Annotated in this window: 16 protein-coding genes; 2 read left to right on the forward strand and 14 right to left on the reverse strand. The window is 41.1% G+C overall.

Going from position 1 to position 16,793, the window contains the following annotated elements; genetic code table 11:
- Nucleotide 1: 1 nt before the first annotated feature.
- The 12 genes from P9989_RS17410 to P9989_RS17460 form a co-directional block, all read right to left on the reverse strand.
- Nucleotides 2–850, reverse strand: coding sequence for an SDR family oxidoreductase (locus P9989_RS17410; protein ID WP_283076129.1), 849 nt, complete (start codon nt 848–850; stop codon nt 2–4).
- Complete coding sequence (gene uxuA, locus P9989_RS17415) at nt 850–1,926, reverse strand: mannonate dehydratase (RefSeq protein ID WP_283076130.1); 1,077 nt, start codon at nt 1,924–1,926, stop codon at nt 850–852. The genes P9989_RS17410 and uxuA overlap by 1 nt, the downstream gene beginning before the upstream one ends.
- A gap of 33 nt (nt 1,927–1,959) precedes the next feature.
- Complete coding sequence (locus P9989_RS17420; protein WP_283076131.1) at nt 1,960–2,976, reverse strand: zinc-binding alcohol dehydrogenase family protein; 1,017 nt, start codon at nt 2,974–2,976, stop codon at nt 1,960–1,962.
- Between the two features lie 20 nt (nt 2,977–2,996).
- Nucleotides 2,997–4,271: a TRAP transporter large permease gene (locus tag P9989_RS17425; protein ID WP_283076132.1), complete on the reverse strand. Its 1,275-nt coding sequence runs from the start codon at nt 4,269–4,271 to the stop codon at nt 2,997–2,999.
- Entirely contained in the window at nt 4,268–4,756 is a 489-nt protein-coding gene (locus tag P9989_RS17430) for a TRAP transporter small permease (protein WP_283076133.1), read from the reverse strand. Before P9989_RS17430 ends, P9989_RS17425 begins: the two co-directional genes overlap by 4 nt.
- 66 nt (nt 4,757–4,822) lie before the next feature.
- The gene (locus P9989_RS17435) at nt 4,823–5,821 is read right to left on the reverse strand and encodes a TRAP transporter substrate-binding protein (protein WP_283076134.1); all 999 of its coding nucleotides are present in this window, start codon (nt 5,819–5,821) and stop codon (nt 4,823–4,825) included.
- A gap of 53 nt (nt 5,822–5,874) precedes the next feature.
- Nucleotides 5,875–6,888, reverse strand: coding sequence for an ureidoglycolate dehydrogenase (gene allD, locus P9989_RS17440; protein ID WP_283076135.1), 1,014 nt, complete (start codon nt 6,886–6,888; stop codon nt 5,875–5,877).
- 64 nt (nt 6,889–6,952) lie between these two features.
- A complete protein-coding gene (locus P9989_RS17445) occupies nt 6,953–7,909 on the reverse strand; it encodes a sugar kinase (RefSeq protein ID WP_283076136.1) in 957 nt (318 codons plus the stop codon).
- Between the two features lie 1,050 nt (nt 7,910–8,959).
- The gene (locus tag P9989_RS17450) at nt 8,960–9,433 is read right to left on the reverse strand and encodes an RsfA family transcriptional regulator (protein ID WP_283076137.1); all 474 of its coding nucleotides are present in this window, start codon (nt 9,431–9,433) and stop codon (nt 8,960–8,962) included.
- A 151-nt stretch (nt 9,434–9,584) separates the two neighbouring features.
- Entirely contained in the window at nt 9,585–9,752 is a 168-nt protein-coding gene (locus P9989_RS17455; RefSeq protein WP_283076138.1) for a hypothetical protein, read from the reverse strand.
- Between the two features lie 131 nt (nt 9,753–9,883).
- On the reverse strand, nt 9,884–10,204 hold the full coding sequence (locus P9989_RS21605) for a hypothetical protein (protein ID WP_390304683.1): 321 nt from the start codon (nt 10,202–10,204) through the stop codon (nt 9,884–9,886).
- A gap of 20 nt (nt 10,205–10,224) precedes the next feature.
- A complete protein-coding gene (locus P9989_RS17460) occupies nt 10,225–10,617 on the reverse strand; it encodes a COG4315 family predicted lipoprotein (protein WP_346274864.1) in 393 nt (130 codons plus the stop codon).
- A gap of 607 nt (nt 10,618–11,224) precedes the next feature.
- On the opposite strand from P9989_RS17460, the gene P9989_RS17465 reads away from it, so the two are divergent.
- Both P9989_RS17465 and P9989_RS17470 read left to right on the forward strand, forming a co-directional pair.
- Nucleotides 11,225–12,712: an APC family permease gene (locus P9989_RS17465; protein ID WP_283076139.1), complete on the forward strand. Its 1,488-nt coding sequence runs from the start codon at nt 11,225–11,227 to the stop codon at nt 12,710–12,712.
- Between the two features lie 375 nt (nt 12,713–13,087).
- Complete coding sequence (locus P9989_RS17470) at nt 13,088–13,798, forward strand: amidohydrolase family protein (protein WP_283076140.1); 711 nt, start codon at nt 13,088–13,090, stop codon at nt 13,796–13,798.
- A gap of 224 nt (nt 13,799–14,022) precedes the next feature.
- On the opposite strand, the gene xsc is transcribed toward P9989_RS17470, so the two are convergent.
- Together xsc and P9989_RS17480 are read right to left on the reverse strand one after the other, a co-directional pair.
- Nucleotides 14,023–15,801 carry a sulfoacetaldehyde acetyltransferase gene (gene xsc / locus P9989_RS17475; protein WP_283076141.1) on the reverse strand — a complete coding sequence of 593 codons (1,779 nt, stop codon included), beginning with the start codon at nt 15,799–15,801 and terminating at the stop codon, nt 14,023–14,025.
- Between the two features lie 46 nt (nt 15,802–15,847).
- Nucleotides 15,848–16,768, reverse strand: a complete 921-nt coding sequence (locus P9989_RS17480) for a selenium metabolism-associated LysR family transcriptional regulator (protein ID WP_283076142.1) — start codon at nt 16,766–16,768, stop codon at nt 15,848–15,850.
- Between the last annotated feature and the right edge of the window lie 25 nt (nt 16,769–16,793).

The following is a 16,793-nucleotide window of genomic DNA, read 5'->3' on the forward strand; positions in this document are numbered from 1 at the left end:
TTTACACACCTGAATAGGCTAAGAAGCCACCATCGACTGGAATCGTAATGCCGGTTACGAAACCAGACATATTTTCATCGACCAGCCAGATAAGGGTTCCCAGCAGATCTTCCGGTGTTCCGAACCTTTGCAATGGGGTGTGACTGATGATTTTATTCGAGCGTTCGGTTAACGAACCATCTTCATTTTTCAGTAAGTTACGGTTCTGATTGGTCAGGAAAAATCCTGGTGCGATTGCGTTGACACGGATGCCGACATCTGCCATATGAACGGCCAGCCACTGGGTGAAGTTATTGATTCCAGCTTTAGCTGCACTATAGGCGGGCACCTTGGTCATCGGGGAAGGTGCACTCATTGATGACATATTGATAATCGTCGCGCCTTCACGGTTGATCATTTTTTTAGAGAAGACTTGCGTCGGGATGAATGTGCCGACTAAATTCAAGTTGAACACGAATTGAAAGCCTTCGGTGGTCATATCGTAAAATGTCGACAAATCCTCCTCATTTAGGTCCGTTTCATTCAGAGTTTCCTTCTCTGTCGCCCCGTCAGGATGATTGCCGCCAGCCCCGTTTAGCAAGATGTCACAGACACCAAATTCAGAGTTCACCTTCTCCTCTGCTTGTTGGACACTGTTCCGGTCCAACACGTCACAGGAGATCGCTAGTGCTTCTCCACCTTCTGCTTTTATATCCTGTTCGACTTTCTCACCGGCGTCTACGTTGCGGTTCAGGATCGCAACTTTGGCCCCCTGCCTGCCAAGTTCTCTTGCCATCGCACTGCAAAGTACACCACTCCCGCCTGTGATGACGGCAACTTTCCCTTTCAGATTCTCATTCAGCATCAACATCAGGCGTTCACCTTTCCTTTCGTGCGTTCAAATGCATCCCAGAGCCCCCATAAATACATAACCCCTAACCCGCGATCATAGAGACCATAGCCAGGTCTGCACTCTTCCCCCCATATGTGGCGGCCATGATCTGGTCGAGCATAGCCGGTAAAACCGATGTCATGGTAAGCTTTTACAATTCCATTGATATCGACAGAACCATCTTCAGTCCGGTGGGAGGTTTCAATAAAATCGCCATTCTCATACGTTTTTACATTTCTTATATGAGCAAAATGAATCCGATCGGCGAAGGTCCGGACCATGTCAGCAACATCGTTATCTGGATTCGCTCCTAAGGATCCACTGCACAAAGTAAGGCCATTATACGGATCATCGACCAGGTTCAAAAATCTCTCCAGTTTTTCTTTACTCGTAATGATGCGTGGTAATCCGAACACAGACCAAGGCGGATCATCTGGATGAATTCCCATTTTGATATCATGCTGTTTAGCTACAGGAATAACTTTTTCTAGGAAATAGCGGAGATTCTCCCATAAATCTTCCTCTGTCACATCTTTATACTGTTCAAAAAGGTCGGCCAAGTGCTTCAGGCGTTCCGGTTCCCACCCTGGCATCGTATAGGCGGAGTTCTTGGAAATCGTGTTCACGAGTTCCATAGGATCGATATCCTGCAATTTTTCATTCTTGAAAAATAAAGCGGTTGAACCATCCTCCATCTCTTCAAAGAGATTCGTCCTCGTCCAGTCGAACACAGGCATAAAATTATAACAGATCACCTTCACACCGACCTGGGCCAGTTTTTCGATTGTCTTGATATAGTTATCAATATAGTAATCGCGTTTCGGCAGACCGAGCTTGATATCTTCATGGACATTAACACTCTCGACAACATCGATATTCAGACCATAACTCCCAGCCTGTTCTTGTACTTTCTTAATTTTTTCTAGCGGCCATTCCTCTCCTACAGGTACGTCATACAAGGACCAGACGACTCCTTCCACTCCAGGAATTTGTTTAATATCCTGCAATGATACCTGGTCATTTTCTTCACCGAACCAGCGCATCGTCATTTTCATAGATTGTCACTCCTTACGTTCTACTTGGATCACTTATAAGCGGATGATGACCTTCCGAACTTCCGGCGGTGCCTCTTCCATCAGTTGAAAGGCATCTTTTGCTTCACTTAACGGAAACTGATGGCTGACTAAATCCTTCACATCAAATGCTGAAGAATTGAACAGCTCGATCACCTTAGGAAAACGGTGGGTCTGCAGCCGAGAGCCGCAAATCGTAAGCTCTTTTTTCGTAATGCCAACTTGAGCGATTTCTGACACTTTTTGATCGAATCCTAACAGAACCACACGGGCGGCCACAGAAGTGACTTCAATCGCCTGTTCCACGGTTTTCGGAAGTCCGACGGCATCGATAACGACATTCGCTCCCATGCCGGCTGTCCACTTGTCAATCTCGTCTTCGACTACTTGGGTTTGAGGATGGATGACACAGTCTGCCCCCCAGCCTTTGGCAAATTCCAAACGTTTTTCGTTAAAGTCAGAAATAGCTACATGAGCTCCCGCCTGCTTGGCCATTTTTAAGCAGCATAACCCGATCGGTCCAGCCCCGATGAGGAAAACATAATCCCCTTCTTGAACTTGGCTACGATAGATTGACTGCGCACCAATCGTAAAAGGCTCGATCAAAGCAATCTCTTCCCAGTTCAGGGAATCATCCACCCGATGGACCAAATGCTCCGGCATTACCATCACTTCACGACCGCCGCCTTCGCGATGGACACCGTACACTTCGACATTTTCACAAACATTAGGACGGCCCTGACGGCAGGCGTAGCATTCTCCACAGGCAGTCATCGGTTCTACGACGACTTTGTCCCCGACTGCCAAATCTGACACGGATTCTCCTGTCTCAATGATTTCTCCTGAGACTTCATGACCGATGATTCTAGGATAGCTGGCAAACGGGTTTTCTCCATGGAGGATGTGCATATCCGAACCACAGATCCCCATCGCTTTCATTCGAATTTTAACATCATTAGGTTCACTTAATTCTGGTTCTTCTAATTCAACCACACGTAAGTTATTGGGCTCTGTTACCTGTATCGCTTTCATAGTAAAACACCCTTCTTTAATTATTTAAAAAGACTTGGCAAAAATAGCGTTATTTCCGGTATAAAACTAACTAGTAATAATACGACTAAGCTGACACCAAGAAATGGTAGTAGTGCTACCGAAGCTCGTCCTATAGATATTTTGCCAATACCAGAAGCTACAAATAAACAAACCCCAACTGGTGGTGTTGAAAGTCCAATCATTAAGTTCAATACCATCATGACACCAAAATGAATTGGGTCCATCCCCATTTGTGTTGCAATTGGTAAAAGTACTGGAAACAAGATAACGATAGCCGCAATGGTTTCAAGGAACATTCCTACGAAAAGTAATAACAAGTTTATTAATAAAATAACAATGATTGGATTCTCTGATATAGACAATATCACGTCAGCAACAAGCTGAGGTATTCGTTCGCTAACTAAAATCCATCCGAATAAATTCGCAAATCCTACTAATATCATTATCCCAGCTGCATCTACCATGGAATTCAGAATTATCTTAGGTATTTCACTTACTTTTAAGTCTCTGTAGATGAAAAGCCCAACAATTAAGGCATAAACAACTGCTACAATGGATGCTTCAGTAGGCGTAAAATAGCCACTCAAAATTCCGAATAATATGACTACTGTCATCAATAAGGCCCAGAAGGCTCCCCAGAATGACTTAAATATTACTGATATGCTTTGGCGTTCCCCACGTGGATATTTACGTTTCGCTGACATAATATACGTAACAGTCATCAACCCTCCACCAAGTAATATCCCAGGAATCACACCCGCTATAAATAAATCCCCTATAGAAACGGTTGCCAAAGTCCCTAATATAATCATAGGCAGTGATGGTGGAATTATAGGACCAATAGTAGAAGATGATGAAGTTACAGCGACAGAAAAAGGTGCATCATACCCCTCTTTTTTCATGGAGGGAATCATTACTGAACCAATACTGGCCGTATCAGCAAGGGCTGTACCTGAAATCCCAGCAAAACCCATTGATGCACCAACATTAGCTAAGCCAAGACCGCCACGAATATGGCCTATTACATTATTTGTGAATTTAATTATTCTAGCTGTAATTCCTCCTGCATTCATTAAATTCCCTGCTAAAATAAAGCCAGGAATACATAGGAGAACAAATGAGTTAATCCCTTCAAACATTTTTTGCGGGATAATGTTTAACGGAATATCAGTTAAGAGAAGGTAAATTAATGATGACAAACCCAAGCTAAATGCTATTGGCATACCAACAAAAATCAAAACTAAAAAGGATATAAACAATATTAACGCCATCATAACTCAACACCCTCCTTCTCCTCTTCTGTGTTTTCCGTAAGGCTTTGATATATATTTAAGAAGCTGTATATTGCTAAAAATATAAGAGTAATAACCATACTGAAATATATATAAAACATATCAATTTCGAGTGTTGCAGAAGTCTGACCTTCTCCAAGTTTTGCAAATCTATATGCATATGTAACTAGCATTGAAGAGAAAACTCCCAGTACTAGATAAATAAATGCATTATAATATTTCTTTACTTTGTTAGGCAGTAACTCAACAAGTAGATCCACTCTAATATATTCTCTTCTTTTCATGGCTACTGGAGCACCAAAAGCAACGGCATAAATAAAGAAATATCTCGTAAGTTCTTCTGTCCATACAAAAGTGAACGGTGAGTATCTGCCAAGTATTTGAATAATAACTACGATCATCACACCTGAAAACATAATAACCGTTAACGTTTCCAATAACCCACTAAGAACTTTTACTGCTTTCATAAGCAATTTCACCTCTTTTAAGATGATTAGGGGGGGAACATCCCATTTGGGATGTTCCTATTTTCTCTACTGTGCTATGTTCTGAATTTTTTCATATAATGCTAATTGTTCTTCAGAAAGACTTTTCTTAACTGCTGGTTTCATAGCTTCTGAAAAAGCCTCCTGATCAACATCAACAAATTTCATACCCTCATCCTTCAACATGTTCTTGTATTCGTTTGTTTCTTTTTGATAAAGTTCCATACCGAATTTCTGAGCTTCTTTAGCAGCTTCCCTAACTGCTTTTTGCATATCTTCATCTAATGAATTGAACTGTTTATTACCAACCACTACATAGATCCAGCTACGAACATGTTGTGTTTTATTTACATAATCCTGTACTTCATAAAAACTAGCACTATGAATTAAATCAACTGGATTCTCTTGTCCATCAATCACACCTTGTTGTAAAGCTGTAAATACTTCACTAAAACCCATTACTTGTGGACGAGCTCCAGCAGCTTCCCATGCATCCATAAATAAAGGAACATTAGGAACCCTCATTTTAAACCCTTCTAAATCAGCAGGTGATTTAATTGGTTTATTTGACGTCAGGTTACGTGGGGCTCTTAAATGATAATAAAGTGGAGTAACGCCGACTTTCTCTTTGATTGCGCTTTCAATTCCCTTACCTATCTCACCTTCTACTACCTTTTTAACGTGCTCTTCATTTTTAAATAAATATGGCACTGCCAGTAGTGCCGCCTCAGGTGCCCAATTTTGCATTGTCTCCCCCGAGATAGTCATATCTACTGTCCCAGCCTCAATTCCATTGAGCACTTCTGTCTCAGATCCTAACTGTTCATTTGGATAAATTTCTATCTGCAACTTACCATCTGTCTTTTCATCAACCAGCTCTGCAAATTTCTCTGCAGTTTTATGCCACATATGGTCTTCGTTAGATAAGTGTGCCAATTTCCATGTAATTGTTTCACTTGAGTTTCCAGATGCTCCCTCATCACCGCCGCATGCCGCTAATACCAATACCAACATTAATAAAGACAGAAAACTTACTGTTTTTTTCATAATTTAGACCTCCTAGTTATCTTTATATTTAAAGGCGAATCACCTTTATGACCTTAGCTTGATTTCAAATATTCATAGATGCTCTGAGGAATCGGAATCCCTTCCTTCTTCCGTGCTTCCTCTTTCCGTTGTTCCGGCTCACCAGGGACCATCACAGAAGAAAACCCTTCTGCTGGCTTGATATCATGCAGTTCATCGATCATTCGGTCGATATTTTTCAGGAATTCATTTTTATCAATAAACAAACCAGGGTCGATCGTGACGATGGTATGACTCAATTTTCGGTACTGATTGTAATCCCCGTACATCTTCGATATCCCCGGTCCGAAAGCGGAACCAGTCAATACTCCTGTCAATATATCGACAACCATGGCGAGCCCATACCCTTTCGGCCCACTTACCGGTAATAAATGCTTCACCAGGTTCGGGTCCGTCACCGGTTTTCCGTTTTCGTCTACGCCCCAGTTGTCCGGGATCTCACTTCCTGTTTCTCTTGCATGAAGCACTTTTCCGAGTGCAACATTACTGGTCGCCATATCCAAAATGATTGGCTTACGTTGACTCGCGGGAAAGCCATAAGCGATCGGATTGGTACCGAAAAAGGCTTCAGCCCCGCCAAAGGGTACGACCGCACTATCAGTATGTGTCATAATCATACTGATAGTATCTTGTTCGGCTGCTTGTTCAGCATAATAGGACAATGCCCCGCAATGACTGCTCTTGACGATACCGACAATGCCGATCCCGTTTTCTTTCGAGAGTTTGATCGCTTCTCCCACCGCTTCCTTCGTTACGACATGGCCTAACCCATCGTCCCCGTCAAAAAGCACTGCCGATGACCCTTTTTTCTCTACCTTGAAGTCGGGTTTCGGGTTCATTCCACCTTTTGATAAGCGCTTGACATAGTGCTCGGTTCTTAGTACACCATGGCTGCTGACTCCCCTTAAATCGGCATGAACAAGAATATCTGCTACTACTTTTGCATGCCCTTCACTTACTTTCGATTCTATTAATTTACCAACGACTAGTGATTTAAGTTCTTCTTTTTGAAGTATGATCTCTGACAAGATGCTCCCCTTCCTCCTTTTTCAAAATGATTGTTTCGTAGATTGATTGATCAAGTAGTAAGTATTATCGTTCAATGAGTGTTTTTTCACCGAGCTTCTCGAGCACTTCCTCATAATAAGGTAGCCCTTCATTGTCTCCATAGACACTGACAACCATCGCACCGATCGTGTTGGCGAACGGAAGAATCCTTTCGGGCTCCCATTTGTTTATCAGTCCATACAGAACACCAGCAACGAAGCCATCGCCAGCTCCTACCGTGTCTGCAACGGTTTCCAGTTTTACAGGAGGAGCGTCCATGACCCGACTATCACCTTTTTTCCAGACTCTCGAACCATCTTTCCCCAGCTTCAAGTACAATTGCGATAGATCATAACGCTTCACATGTTCGATAATCTCATTGGTATCACTCGTTCCAAACAATAATTCGGCTTCTTCCAAACCGGTTAACAAGTAATCCACATCTGGCAGCCACTGCAGCAGTGTCGTACGTGCCTGTTCCTTACTCCACAGCTTCAAACGGATATTCGGATCCATGGAAATCTTCAATTCATGTTTTTTGGCTAACGAGATCGCTCTCTCAATAATCTTGATATTTTTCTCCCCGATGGATGGAAATACTCCCGTGATATGGAGAATTTTAGCGCTTTCAAAATAATCCTCATTTAATGAGTCCGCAGTCATGGTCGAGGTTGGTGACTGATTACGGTAATAGTTCGTCTTCCCTGTACCGTCCGCCCTGATTTCTTTAAAGTTGAGCGAAGTCGGGTACCCTTCCATCAATTGCACCTCAGAAACGTCGATGCCCTCTCCACGGGCAAAGTTATAAATGTACCGACCGAACTCATCTTTTCCTAACCGGCTGATCCAGCCCGTATGAAGACCAAGTCTTGCGCAGCCGATCGCTACATTTAATTCGGCTCCTCCGACCTTCCGCTTGAATGAATCGGAATGGCGAAGCGGACCAGTAGTTGAAGGATCGAATGTGATCATGGCATCTCCGATGGTAATTACATCATTCATGACTTATCCCCTACTTCCTAATCGAATTTCAAGTACTATTCATTTGTATAAAGTTCATCAGAGAAAGAACCGCTACATCCCTTGATAATTAAAGTGATTCTTAAAGTATTTCTTGTTAACTTTTCTTTTTCTTGGAAAGAAGTTAGATCTACTAAACCGATTCACTAAATCGGTTCATTAAATCGGTTTAGTGAGATTTTATCATAATGAAGGCGTTTTTAAAACTGAATTTTTAGATTTTTTTCAAAGTTGTGATTGTTTTTCTGGAAACGCTTAAATGATTTTTCCTTTAGACCCCGAGCGAAGTGCGTTCCCAAAAGGGAATTATTTTTCCCTTTTGCTACGGAGAATCTCAAAACACACATAAAACACCGTCAATACATAATGGAATACCGTAGCGAAAGCGTTGGCTATGCCGTGAAAGGTGTTTTCATTTTCTTAGCTTACAGCAGGAAAGGTTAGGCGTAGGCCTGCTGCCGAATTCTTGTATCCAATTTTGACCTTCGACTCGTTCGGTATAGCCAAAGGCAAACAGGACAGGAACCTAAGGAATGTAGGCGTTAGCCGTACAGGCCGTGGTTATCGATCTGTTTAGTACCGAAGCGACACGTAGGGAATGAGGAAAAACGTACTTTGTTTTCGATTATCCTTAATAAAGATAATTAGAAATCTGGGAAGGTTTAAAGTTAGCCTATAATAACTGATTTAGAGGGAAAATCGTACTTTTGAAAAAGGATTAATCAAAAATCCATACTATTCGCTCGGATGGGCATATTTTATTGAACATCCACTCGATAGACCAACATATATTCAATTCGTTTACCTTGAGAAATGACAAAACACAAACGTAAACATTTACGTTTGTGTTTTGTAGAATGTCATGTGCCCACGTGACCGTGTACGACGGTTCTACTATGCTGAACAAATGGATATAAAGTTGAGATAGAAACATTAGTAATCATGAATAAAAAGATGATGTTATCGTTTCTATTTAAAGAGACTTCCATAATTACAAATGTCTAAGGGAGGGTATGGAGATATGGACGTGTACTATTTAATTTTTTGTTTTTCTTTTACTCCATAGACTAATTTATCCATTTCAATCCACGAATCTTCTAATTTCTTTATTTGATTTTTTAATTGACGGTTATCCTCTTGTAATCGCTCAATCTCCTCTTCTAGCTTTTTCCGTCCTTGATGTTCATATTTTTCCTTTTTCATTTCCTTTAAAAAGGATATAGCTTCATCAAAAGATATGAGCGTTTCTTCGGCTGGATTAGTTGCTACGAACACTGCACGTTTCCCTTCTCTATCTTGTTTCGCTTCTTTAATTTTTTCTTGGTATTCTTGCCGTACGGTTGCATTCCATCTAAATCCACATGCTGATGGCGTCCTATTTAAACGTTGTCCAACTTCTTGAAAGGCTGACAGTTGTGTATTTCCTTCCCGAACATACCTTAGTACGGTGTCTGCTAACAGAAGATCCTCATCCTTGTTCCAGGCGGCTTTTCTAGGGGTGTCCATATTATCACTCCTATATCGTTTACTAAATAATATGCATGGGGCTATGAATATAGACACCTATTAGTCTCTTCGCACTCCCCCTTGATAAGATGAAATCTTTAGACATCTGAAGGATGAAGTCCCCGCGATCGTTTACGTACAACATGTGCTCTTAATCCATTTCCCTGGAGTGAGTGACCTGTTGATCTTCTTTTTCCTTATCCGAACTTGAACTGGTCGATTCGCTATGATCACCACTACTGCACCCTGATAAGAGTAATACGGATAACAACAGAAATGGGGCACCTTTTATACTCTTGATGTGGTCACTAGATATCACGAAATCTCTCCTTTTTTGAAATCCATTTTAAAAATAAACCACACATTAATGAGTTTGATGATTGTTCTCCGTTTGATTAAGAAGATGAGTCTATTTGCTGTTTGAGCCCTTTGAGTTTGTCCGTAGTCTCTTCAACCAGCCGTTGCATCTGGCTGTTTTCTTTTTGCTTCAGCGATGAGGGGATACAAACTCTTTTCGATATGTTCATAAGCCTCAGCACTTCGTCTTTCAACCACTTTTTCAATAGGCTCCCAGCTTTCCGACAGAGCTTCCCCTTGATTGTTTATCTTTTTGGCATCATTAGGCGAGGACTGAAGCGTGCCTTTTAAATCTTGAAGAGAGGTTAATACCTTATCGATTCCTTCTGTTAACGAAACGTCTTGATCTACATGTTTTCTAAAGGTCTGGCTATTGACCACATACCAGACACCTTTAACACCTTGACCTTTCACGTTGCCTTTTTCTTTGTCCTTTACAAAGTAATAAAGGGGATACCTTTGTACGTTGTTTGTTTTTCACCTGTATCTTTCCTGGTAATTGTCCCGAATTCACTTTTGTCATACCCTTTGGGTACCTCGAAATCCTTGGAGTAAAAAGCGGGCCAATTGCTGAGGCACTTTCCCGTGCAATTACTGAGACCTTTTTCATCATTCTTGAATATGTACAACGTCATGCCTTCCGAATCTGACAAATATCTCCCGACTTTTTCGTTTTCCATTACCTTAAGGCCTGATTCTGCAACCTTATTCTTTTTTTCACTTTGGCCTGCGTTGTTTGCAGCACCTTCGCTGTCACTCGAACATGCCGCCAGAACCACTATAGCCATCAAGACTGTTGTTAAGAACAATGATTTTTGCTTTCCCATCTAAAAAACCTCCTAAGAATATTCTCGTTGGTGGGGCACTTTCTACATGCTCCTCTCCAACTTTTTTTTACCATACCATAGAAATTGGCCCTTAAATTATACGAGTCATTAATGGCTGTTATATAAAAAGATGATAAGACAAACCTGAGTCCATTATTTAGTATTTATTACAGAGTTTGATACAATAGGTATTGATAAAAGGCCCCCCATTTCTCCAGTCGTTTCCGTATCTCCTTCATTCATGTATGAAGGTATTCAAAATGCTTGAGAAGGTGTAGGAGAGGCGGGGATACTTAGAAGCACTTATTGTCCTCTTGATCGTTGTTTGCTCTGCTCAGTGCAAGACCCATGATACTACTTCATAGGCAAAACAAATAATCTTCCTAATACCACGTATTCCTCATAGGTCCTATTCCTTTCCCCTTCCCTCCTTATCAAAATTCAAAATAAACATTATCCGTATTTTGAATAATCGAAACTTATCGATAATATTGAATCAATTTAAAGACTCTGGTTTAATTAAGTCAACTCAAAGTTTTAAGGCTTAGTGATTTGTTCGACCATGTATGATAACGCTTACAAAAAGTATACTGAAGGGAGAAAAAATATGGAGGAAAGAAGTGAATTGAAAAAGACGTTGAAGCCACACTGGGTCTGGGCAATTGCGTTTGGTTCAGCTGTAGGCTGGGGAGCTTTTGTTTTACCTATGGATTGGATGTCAGCAGCCGGTCCTCTTGGAGTTATTATCGGTTTTAGTATCGGTGCAATTTTGATGATATTAATCGGGGTTAGTTACGGGTATCTCATTAAAAAACTCCCTGTTTCAGGTGGAGAATTTGCTTATGCTTATTATGGGTTTGGGCGCTACCATGCTTTCTTTTGTGGGTGGTTTTTAACCTTAGGTTATATGTGTATTGTAGCCTTAAATGCATCAGCACTTGCCCTGTTAGTAAAATTTGTGCTCCCTAGCGTAGCGATGCAGGGACTGATGTATAATATTGCTGGCTGGGATGTATATGCTGGTGAGGTTTTGATCGCTTGCATTGCGCTCATTGCTTTTGCCTACTTAAACATCCGAGGTACTAGCTTATCTGGGCTTATGCAATTTATCTTCTGCATTACATTAATTGTGGGCGTAATTTTATTAGTTATATCCATGATCCTTCATCCTTCTAGTTCATTTACAAACATACAACCTCTTTTTAAACCAGGGGTGAGTGCTGTCGCCGCTGTTATCGCGATTGTCGCCATTTCCCCTTGGGCTTATGTGGGGTTTGACAATATTCCACAAGCAGCCGAAGAATTCAACTTTTCTCCACAGAAAGCCTTTAAGCTTATCGTTATTGCACTAATTTGTGCCGCTGTTACTTATTCATTGACCATTATAGCTACAGCTGTTGCAATGCCATGGCAAACGTTGATTAACCAAGAAACGATATGGGGGACCGGTGACGTCGTTAATAACGCTTACGGTACGATTGGCGTATTGTTACTGTCTTTATCGTTGTGTATGGGAATTTTCACAGGATTAAACGGCTTTTATGTATCAACCAGTAGACTACTTTTCGCTATGGGAAGAGCAAGTATTCTCCCGCGCGCTTTTGCTAAGCTACACCCGAAATACGAAACCCCTTATGTGGGGATTGCCTTTACATGTATCATAACTTTATTTGCACCATTTTTTGGTAGACAGGCATTGTTGTGGGTGGTTGATATGTCAGCCATTGGTGTAACCATAGCTTATTTCTATTGTTGTGCGGTGGCATACCGACTGTTTAGATGGTCTGAATCAGGAAACAACAAAACATTAGCTGTCTCACCTTTTAAAAAATTTATGACGCTATTAGGTCTGGTTAGCAGTATAGGTTTCCTATTATTACTCATCGTACCCGGATCACCAGGATTTTTAGGTAAACCATCTTGGGTCGCCCTCGTTATATGGGTTATTTTGGGTCTGGTTTTTTTCGCAGTAAAACGTAAAGACCTCGCTAGTATTCGCAAAGAAACACTTGACTACAATGTATTCGGCAAGACACTTGATCACGGGTCTGCACCGCTGAGCGATGAAAATGATATTGCCAAAAAGGATGCTTAGTTGCTAAGAACAAAATTAAAAGAGTTCAAGCTACCCCTAGTCAGTGGGCAACTTGAACTCTTTTTTTTATAATGGGTGTATTGACTTCGGGACTAGATAACAAAGCTGTTTTGGGTGCTTAATTTCGACTCTTTTGTTTAATATTGCTCAGGTCTAAAATTCTAAAACATTAGAATTGGCTGGCATTTCAGATGAAACGCCCAATCCAGATGGTGGCTTCTTTGGACAGGAAAACTCCGGAAGATTAAATGGATTTATCCATTAGACCCCTGCATTGAAAAAAATATCCACTATCCTGCCAGTATATAATGAAGAAGAAAATATAGAAAATATCGGGAAAGCTGCACAATCCTATCTATCTCAAGGTATTACTACTTGTACAGATGCAGGAGTTGGGCTAGACATAGGAGAACGAATAACAAAGTTAACCTGGACAGTGCGAAATTATTTCAAGATGGATCCATTCAGGGCTATACAGCGGCACTTAGGGAACCATATTATAGTGACGAGTCGGTTAAAGGGAACCTGCTACATGATCAAAGGGCATTTAATGAGGAAATATTAGGTTTACATGAACGGGGCTTTCGGATTGCAATCCATGGCAATGGAGATAAGGCCATTGAATCAAATATCAACGCGCTTCAAGAAGCCCTTACTATGGCTCCAAGGGAAGATCATCGTCATCGAATTGAGCATGTTCAGACAGCTTCTTTTTATGACTTAAAACTAACGAAAAAGCTTGGTATTGCGGCTTCATTCTTTATTAATCATGTTTATTATTGGGGAGAACGGCACAGAGATATCTTTTTAGGTGCGCAAAAAGCAGCGAGTAAAGGAAATGTTTTAGGAGAATCTCAAAAAATAGACGTTTTAACTGCTTTAAGGTCCATGACAAGCTATGGAGCAGCAATAAACTTTGAGGAAAATGACCAAGGAACAATTGAGGTTGGAAAGAAAGCGGACTTTGTTGTATTAGAAGATAGTCCATTATCCTGCCTACCAGAAGAAATTAAAGATATCCCTATTTTAAGTACGATTATTGATGGAAAAATTGTTTGGACAAATAAGATAAAAAGCATTGTATAGTCTAGGTGTCCAAATTTCCTAGACTAGTACACTAAGATAACAGGCTATTATTTATATGGTGGGCTGACCCTGTATTAAAAAGGGGTCAGCTTGTTTAATGTCATTATAAAAAGCCCTTTAGCTACGCATTTCTTCCTAACACTCCCCCATAATACATAAAAAGAGGCTGTCACTAAAGGCCGCAAATTGCGGACCTTTAACAAGACAGCCTCTTTACTAATCATTTATTCTTTACCCCAGCTTTCAAAATCCAGGTGCTTATATTTAGGTAGGTGACGTGTTGGCATTTTCAATGCATCTTTCCTAAATGGTGGCGCCAGTTGAGTACCATCTACTTGTATATCGATAACAGTTGGCTTTTTGGATTTAATGGCTTCAGCTATTACTGGCCCGACATCCTCTGGTTTATCTACTCTGTACCCTTGGGCTCCCATTGATCTAGCCACTTCAGCAAAATCAGGGGAATCAATATCTGCACCTACAAAGCGATTATCGTAGTAATCTACTTGGTTCTTCTTCTCGGCACACCATGCGTTATTATTGAATACGCATGCGACTACTGGAATATTTTGTTCTACTGCTGTACTAACTTCATGCAGACTCATACCCCATGCGCCATCACCGACAATAGCCACAGTCGGACTATCCGGGTCTCCCAATTGCGCACCTAATGCTGCCGGATAAGCAAATCCTGTATTACCAAACGTAAGTGCGGCAATATGCTTTCTTCCCTGATTGAATTTCAAATAAGCGTTGGCTGTAGAAGAGACGTTGCCAATATCAGTTGAGATCATTGTTCCTTCTGGGACGGCTCTCGTCAACTCAAGTAAGGCGCGGCGAGGGTTTATAGGATTTCCGTCTTCCATTGCTAAGGAGACAAGCTCTTTTTCCCATTTTTCTCTTTCATGTGTGACTTCTTGTAAACGCTCTTGGTTTTGTACCGAATGAGGGTTATCAGCCTGCAACCGTTTATTAAGTTCATCACATGCCGCTTTTGCATCGGCGATTAAACCGACCTCAATCGGATGTGTCCGTGCAATATTTCGAGGGTTAATATCAACTTGAATAATTTTAGCGTCCTTAGGAAAATAATCAATGTCATAGCAAGGTAACGTTCCAAACACCGATAACCTTGTGCCGATGGCGAGTACGACGTCTGCTTTTTTCAACGTATTCATGGCAGCTTTTGAACCCATATACCCAATTGGACCGACAGCTAATGGATGATTATCCGGAAATGCATCGTTATGCATGTAGGATACCGCCACAGGGGCTGTTAAATGTTCGGCAATTTCTTTGACCGCATTAATCCCATCAGAATCTACGGTTCCTCGGCCTGAGATAATGACTGGATACTCTGCTTTCTTTAGCAATTCAACTGCGTTATCCAACTGGCCAGGATCACCGCTTCCACGTGAATCCACACGATATTGATAAGGTTCCAAAATCTGATCTTCTAGTTCACCATAAAAATAGTCACGCGGGATATCGAATAATACTGGTCCTCGTTCTGCATATGCGATTCTAAACGCTGTACGCAGGCAATCAGCTACGCGGCTAACATGGGTTACCTGAACCGTTTCCTTCGTAATGTCCTCAAACACTGAGACTTGATTACATTCTTGGAAGCCGTCCCACCCAACTGTTGGTGTACCTGCAGATGGTGAAATAACGACCATAGGCGTGTGTGCCTGATTCGCTGCAGCGACAGAAGTTACCATGTTGGTAATCCCCGGCCCATTCTGACCAACTACTACACCTGCCACTCCAGTTACACGAGTATAGGCATCAGCCATATGAGCCGTTGTTTGTTCATGACGTACCGGTAAGAATCGAATATCGGCTGTAGGTAATAGATCAAGCATATCCATAAACGCTGATCCTAAAATTCCATAAACCTCTTTTACTCCTTCTGCGACTAATGTTTCTACAATCGCTTCACTTGGCGTCATTTTAACCTTTTGCCCTCTTAGTTGCTTCATTTCGGATTCTACTTTTGCCATATTGAATTCCTCCTCATTTAATAATTTTTTATATTCATTCCCCTATCTAGCATAATGGGGATTCTAACGTTAGTTCTTTATTTAAAGGTGTAATAGAATGAAGAAATACTTCTGCTGTAGACTTCAACACTACATCCCGATGATAGACTATATAGAAATTCCTCAAAAAAGATAGATCCTCAATAGGATACATTTTCAACAAACCTAATTGTAATTCTTTCTTGATTGCACTTTTGGATAAAATGGAAAGACCCAGTCCGGATTCTATCGCTGATTTGACAGATTCCGTACTACCTAATTCGAATTCAACTTTTAAGTTGGAAGGATTTAAACCGCTGTTTATCAGATGCTGGTTCATGACTGTTCGGGTACCCGATCCACTTTCTCTTAGTACTAGTGGGATTTCCTTTAATTCTTCCAACGTAACGGATGCTTTCTCTTCTTCAAAATAGTGAGGCGCTGCAACTAAAATTAGTTCATCTTCTAGAAAAGGTTCTAGGTATAGTTCCGGATCTTCAATTGGCGCTTCAATTAAACCAAGATCCAGGACATGGTCTTTAATCTTATCCAAAATTCGACTCGTGTTTGAGATGTCTACACTCATTTTGATTAAAGGATATTCTTTTCTAAACTCCCCTAAAATTTGTGGGAGAATATTCTCTCCAATCGTTAGGCTGCAGGCGATCTTTAGATCCCCATAAACTTGTTCAGACATTCTCATAATTTCCTTTTCAGCTGTTTCGCTTATTTTGATGATTTCTTTGGCATAACGATAAAGAACGTTGGCAGCCTGTGTCAGTTGAACCTGTTTCGTCGTTCGTTCGAACAATGTTGTATTCAAGTCTTTTTCTAGTGATTTTATCTGGGATGTGATCGTTGGTTGGGATAAATAGAGTAATTTAGCTGCTTCAGAAAAGCTTTTTTTATCAGCCACTGTGATGAAGGTTTGTAGCTTCTCATAGTTCATAATCGCTCACCTTTCTATGAGAGAG

This window comes from Halobacillus naozhouensis, assembly GCF_029714185.1.
GTDB lineage: Bacteria > Bacillota > Bacilli > Bacillales > Halobacillaceae > Halobacillus_A > Halobacillus_A naozhouensis.

Excerpts from the sequence above, each read along its gene's own strand:
- P9989_RS17410 (WP_283076129.1), bottom strand. The coding sequence starts at position 850 with ATGTTGATGCTGAATGAGAATCTGAAAGGGAAAGTTGCCGTCATCACA.
- uxuA (WP_283076130.1), bottom strand. The coding sequence starts at position 1,926 with ATGAAAATGACGATGCGCTGGTTCGGTGAAGAAAATGACCAGGTATCA.
- P9989_RS17420 (WP_283076131.1), bottom strand. The coding sequence starts at position 2,976 with ATGAAAGCGATACAGGTAACAGAGCCCAATAACTTACGTGTGGTTGAA.
- P9989_RS17425 (WP_283076132.1), bottom strand. The coding sequence starts at position 4,271 with ATGATGGCGTTAATATTGTTTATATCCTTTTTAGTTTTGATTTTTGTT.
- P9989_RS17430 (WP_283076133.1), bottom strand. The coding sequence starts at position 4,756 with ATGAAAGCAGTAAAAGTTCTTAGTGGGTTATTGGAAACGTTAACGGTT.
- P9989_RS17435 (WP_283076134.1), bottom strand. The coding sequence starts at position 5,821 with ATGAAAAAAACAGTAAGTTTTCTGTCTTTATTAATGTTGGTATTGGTA.
- P9989_RS17445 (WP_283076136.1), bottom strand. The coding sequence starts at position 7,909 with ATGAATGATGTAATTACCATCGGAGATGCCATGATCACATTCGATCCT.
- P9989_RS17450 (WP_283076137.1), bottom strand. The coding sequence starts at position 9,433 with ATGGACACCCCTAGAAAAGCCGCCTGGAACAAGGATGAGGATCTTCTG.
- P9989_RS17460 (WP_346274864.1), bottom strand. The coding sequence starts at position 10,617 with ATGGGAAAGCAAAAATCATTGTTCTTAACAACAGTCTTGATGGCTATA.
- P9989_RS17465 (WP_283076139.1), top strand. The coding sequence starts at position 11,225 with ATGGAGGAAAGAAGTGAATTGAAAAAGACGTTGAAGCCACACTGGGTC.
- xsc (WP_283076141.1), bottom strand. The coding sequence starts at position 15,801 with ATGGCAAAAGTAGAATCCGAAATGAAGCAACTAAGAGGGCAAAAGGTT.
- P9989_RS17480 (WP_283076142.1), bottom strand. The coding sequence starts at position 16,768 with ATGAACTATGAGAAGCTACAAACCTTCATCACAGTGGCTGATAAAAAA.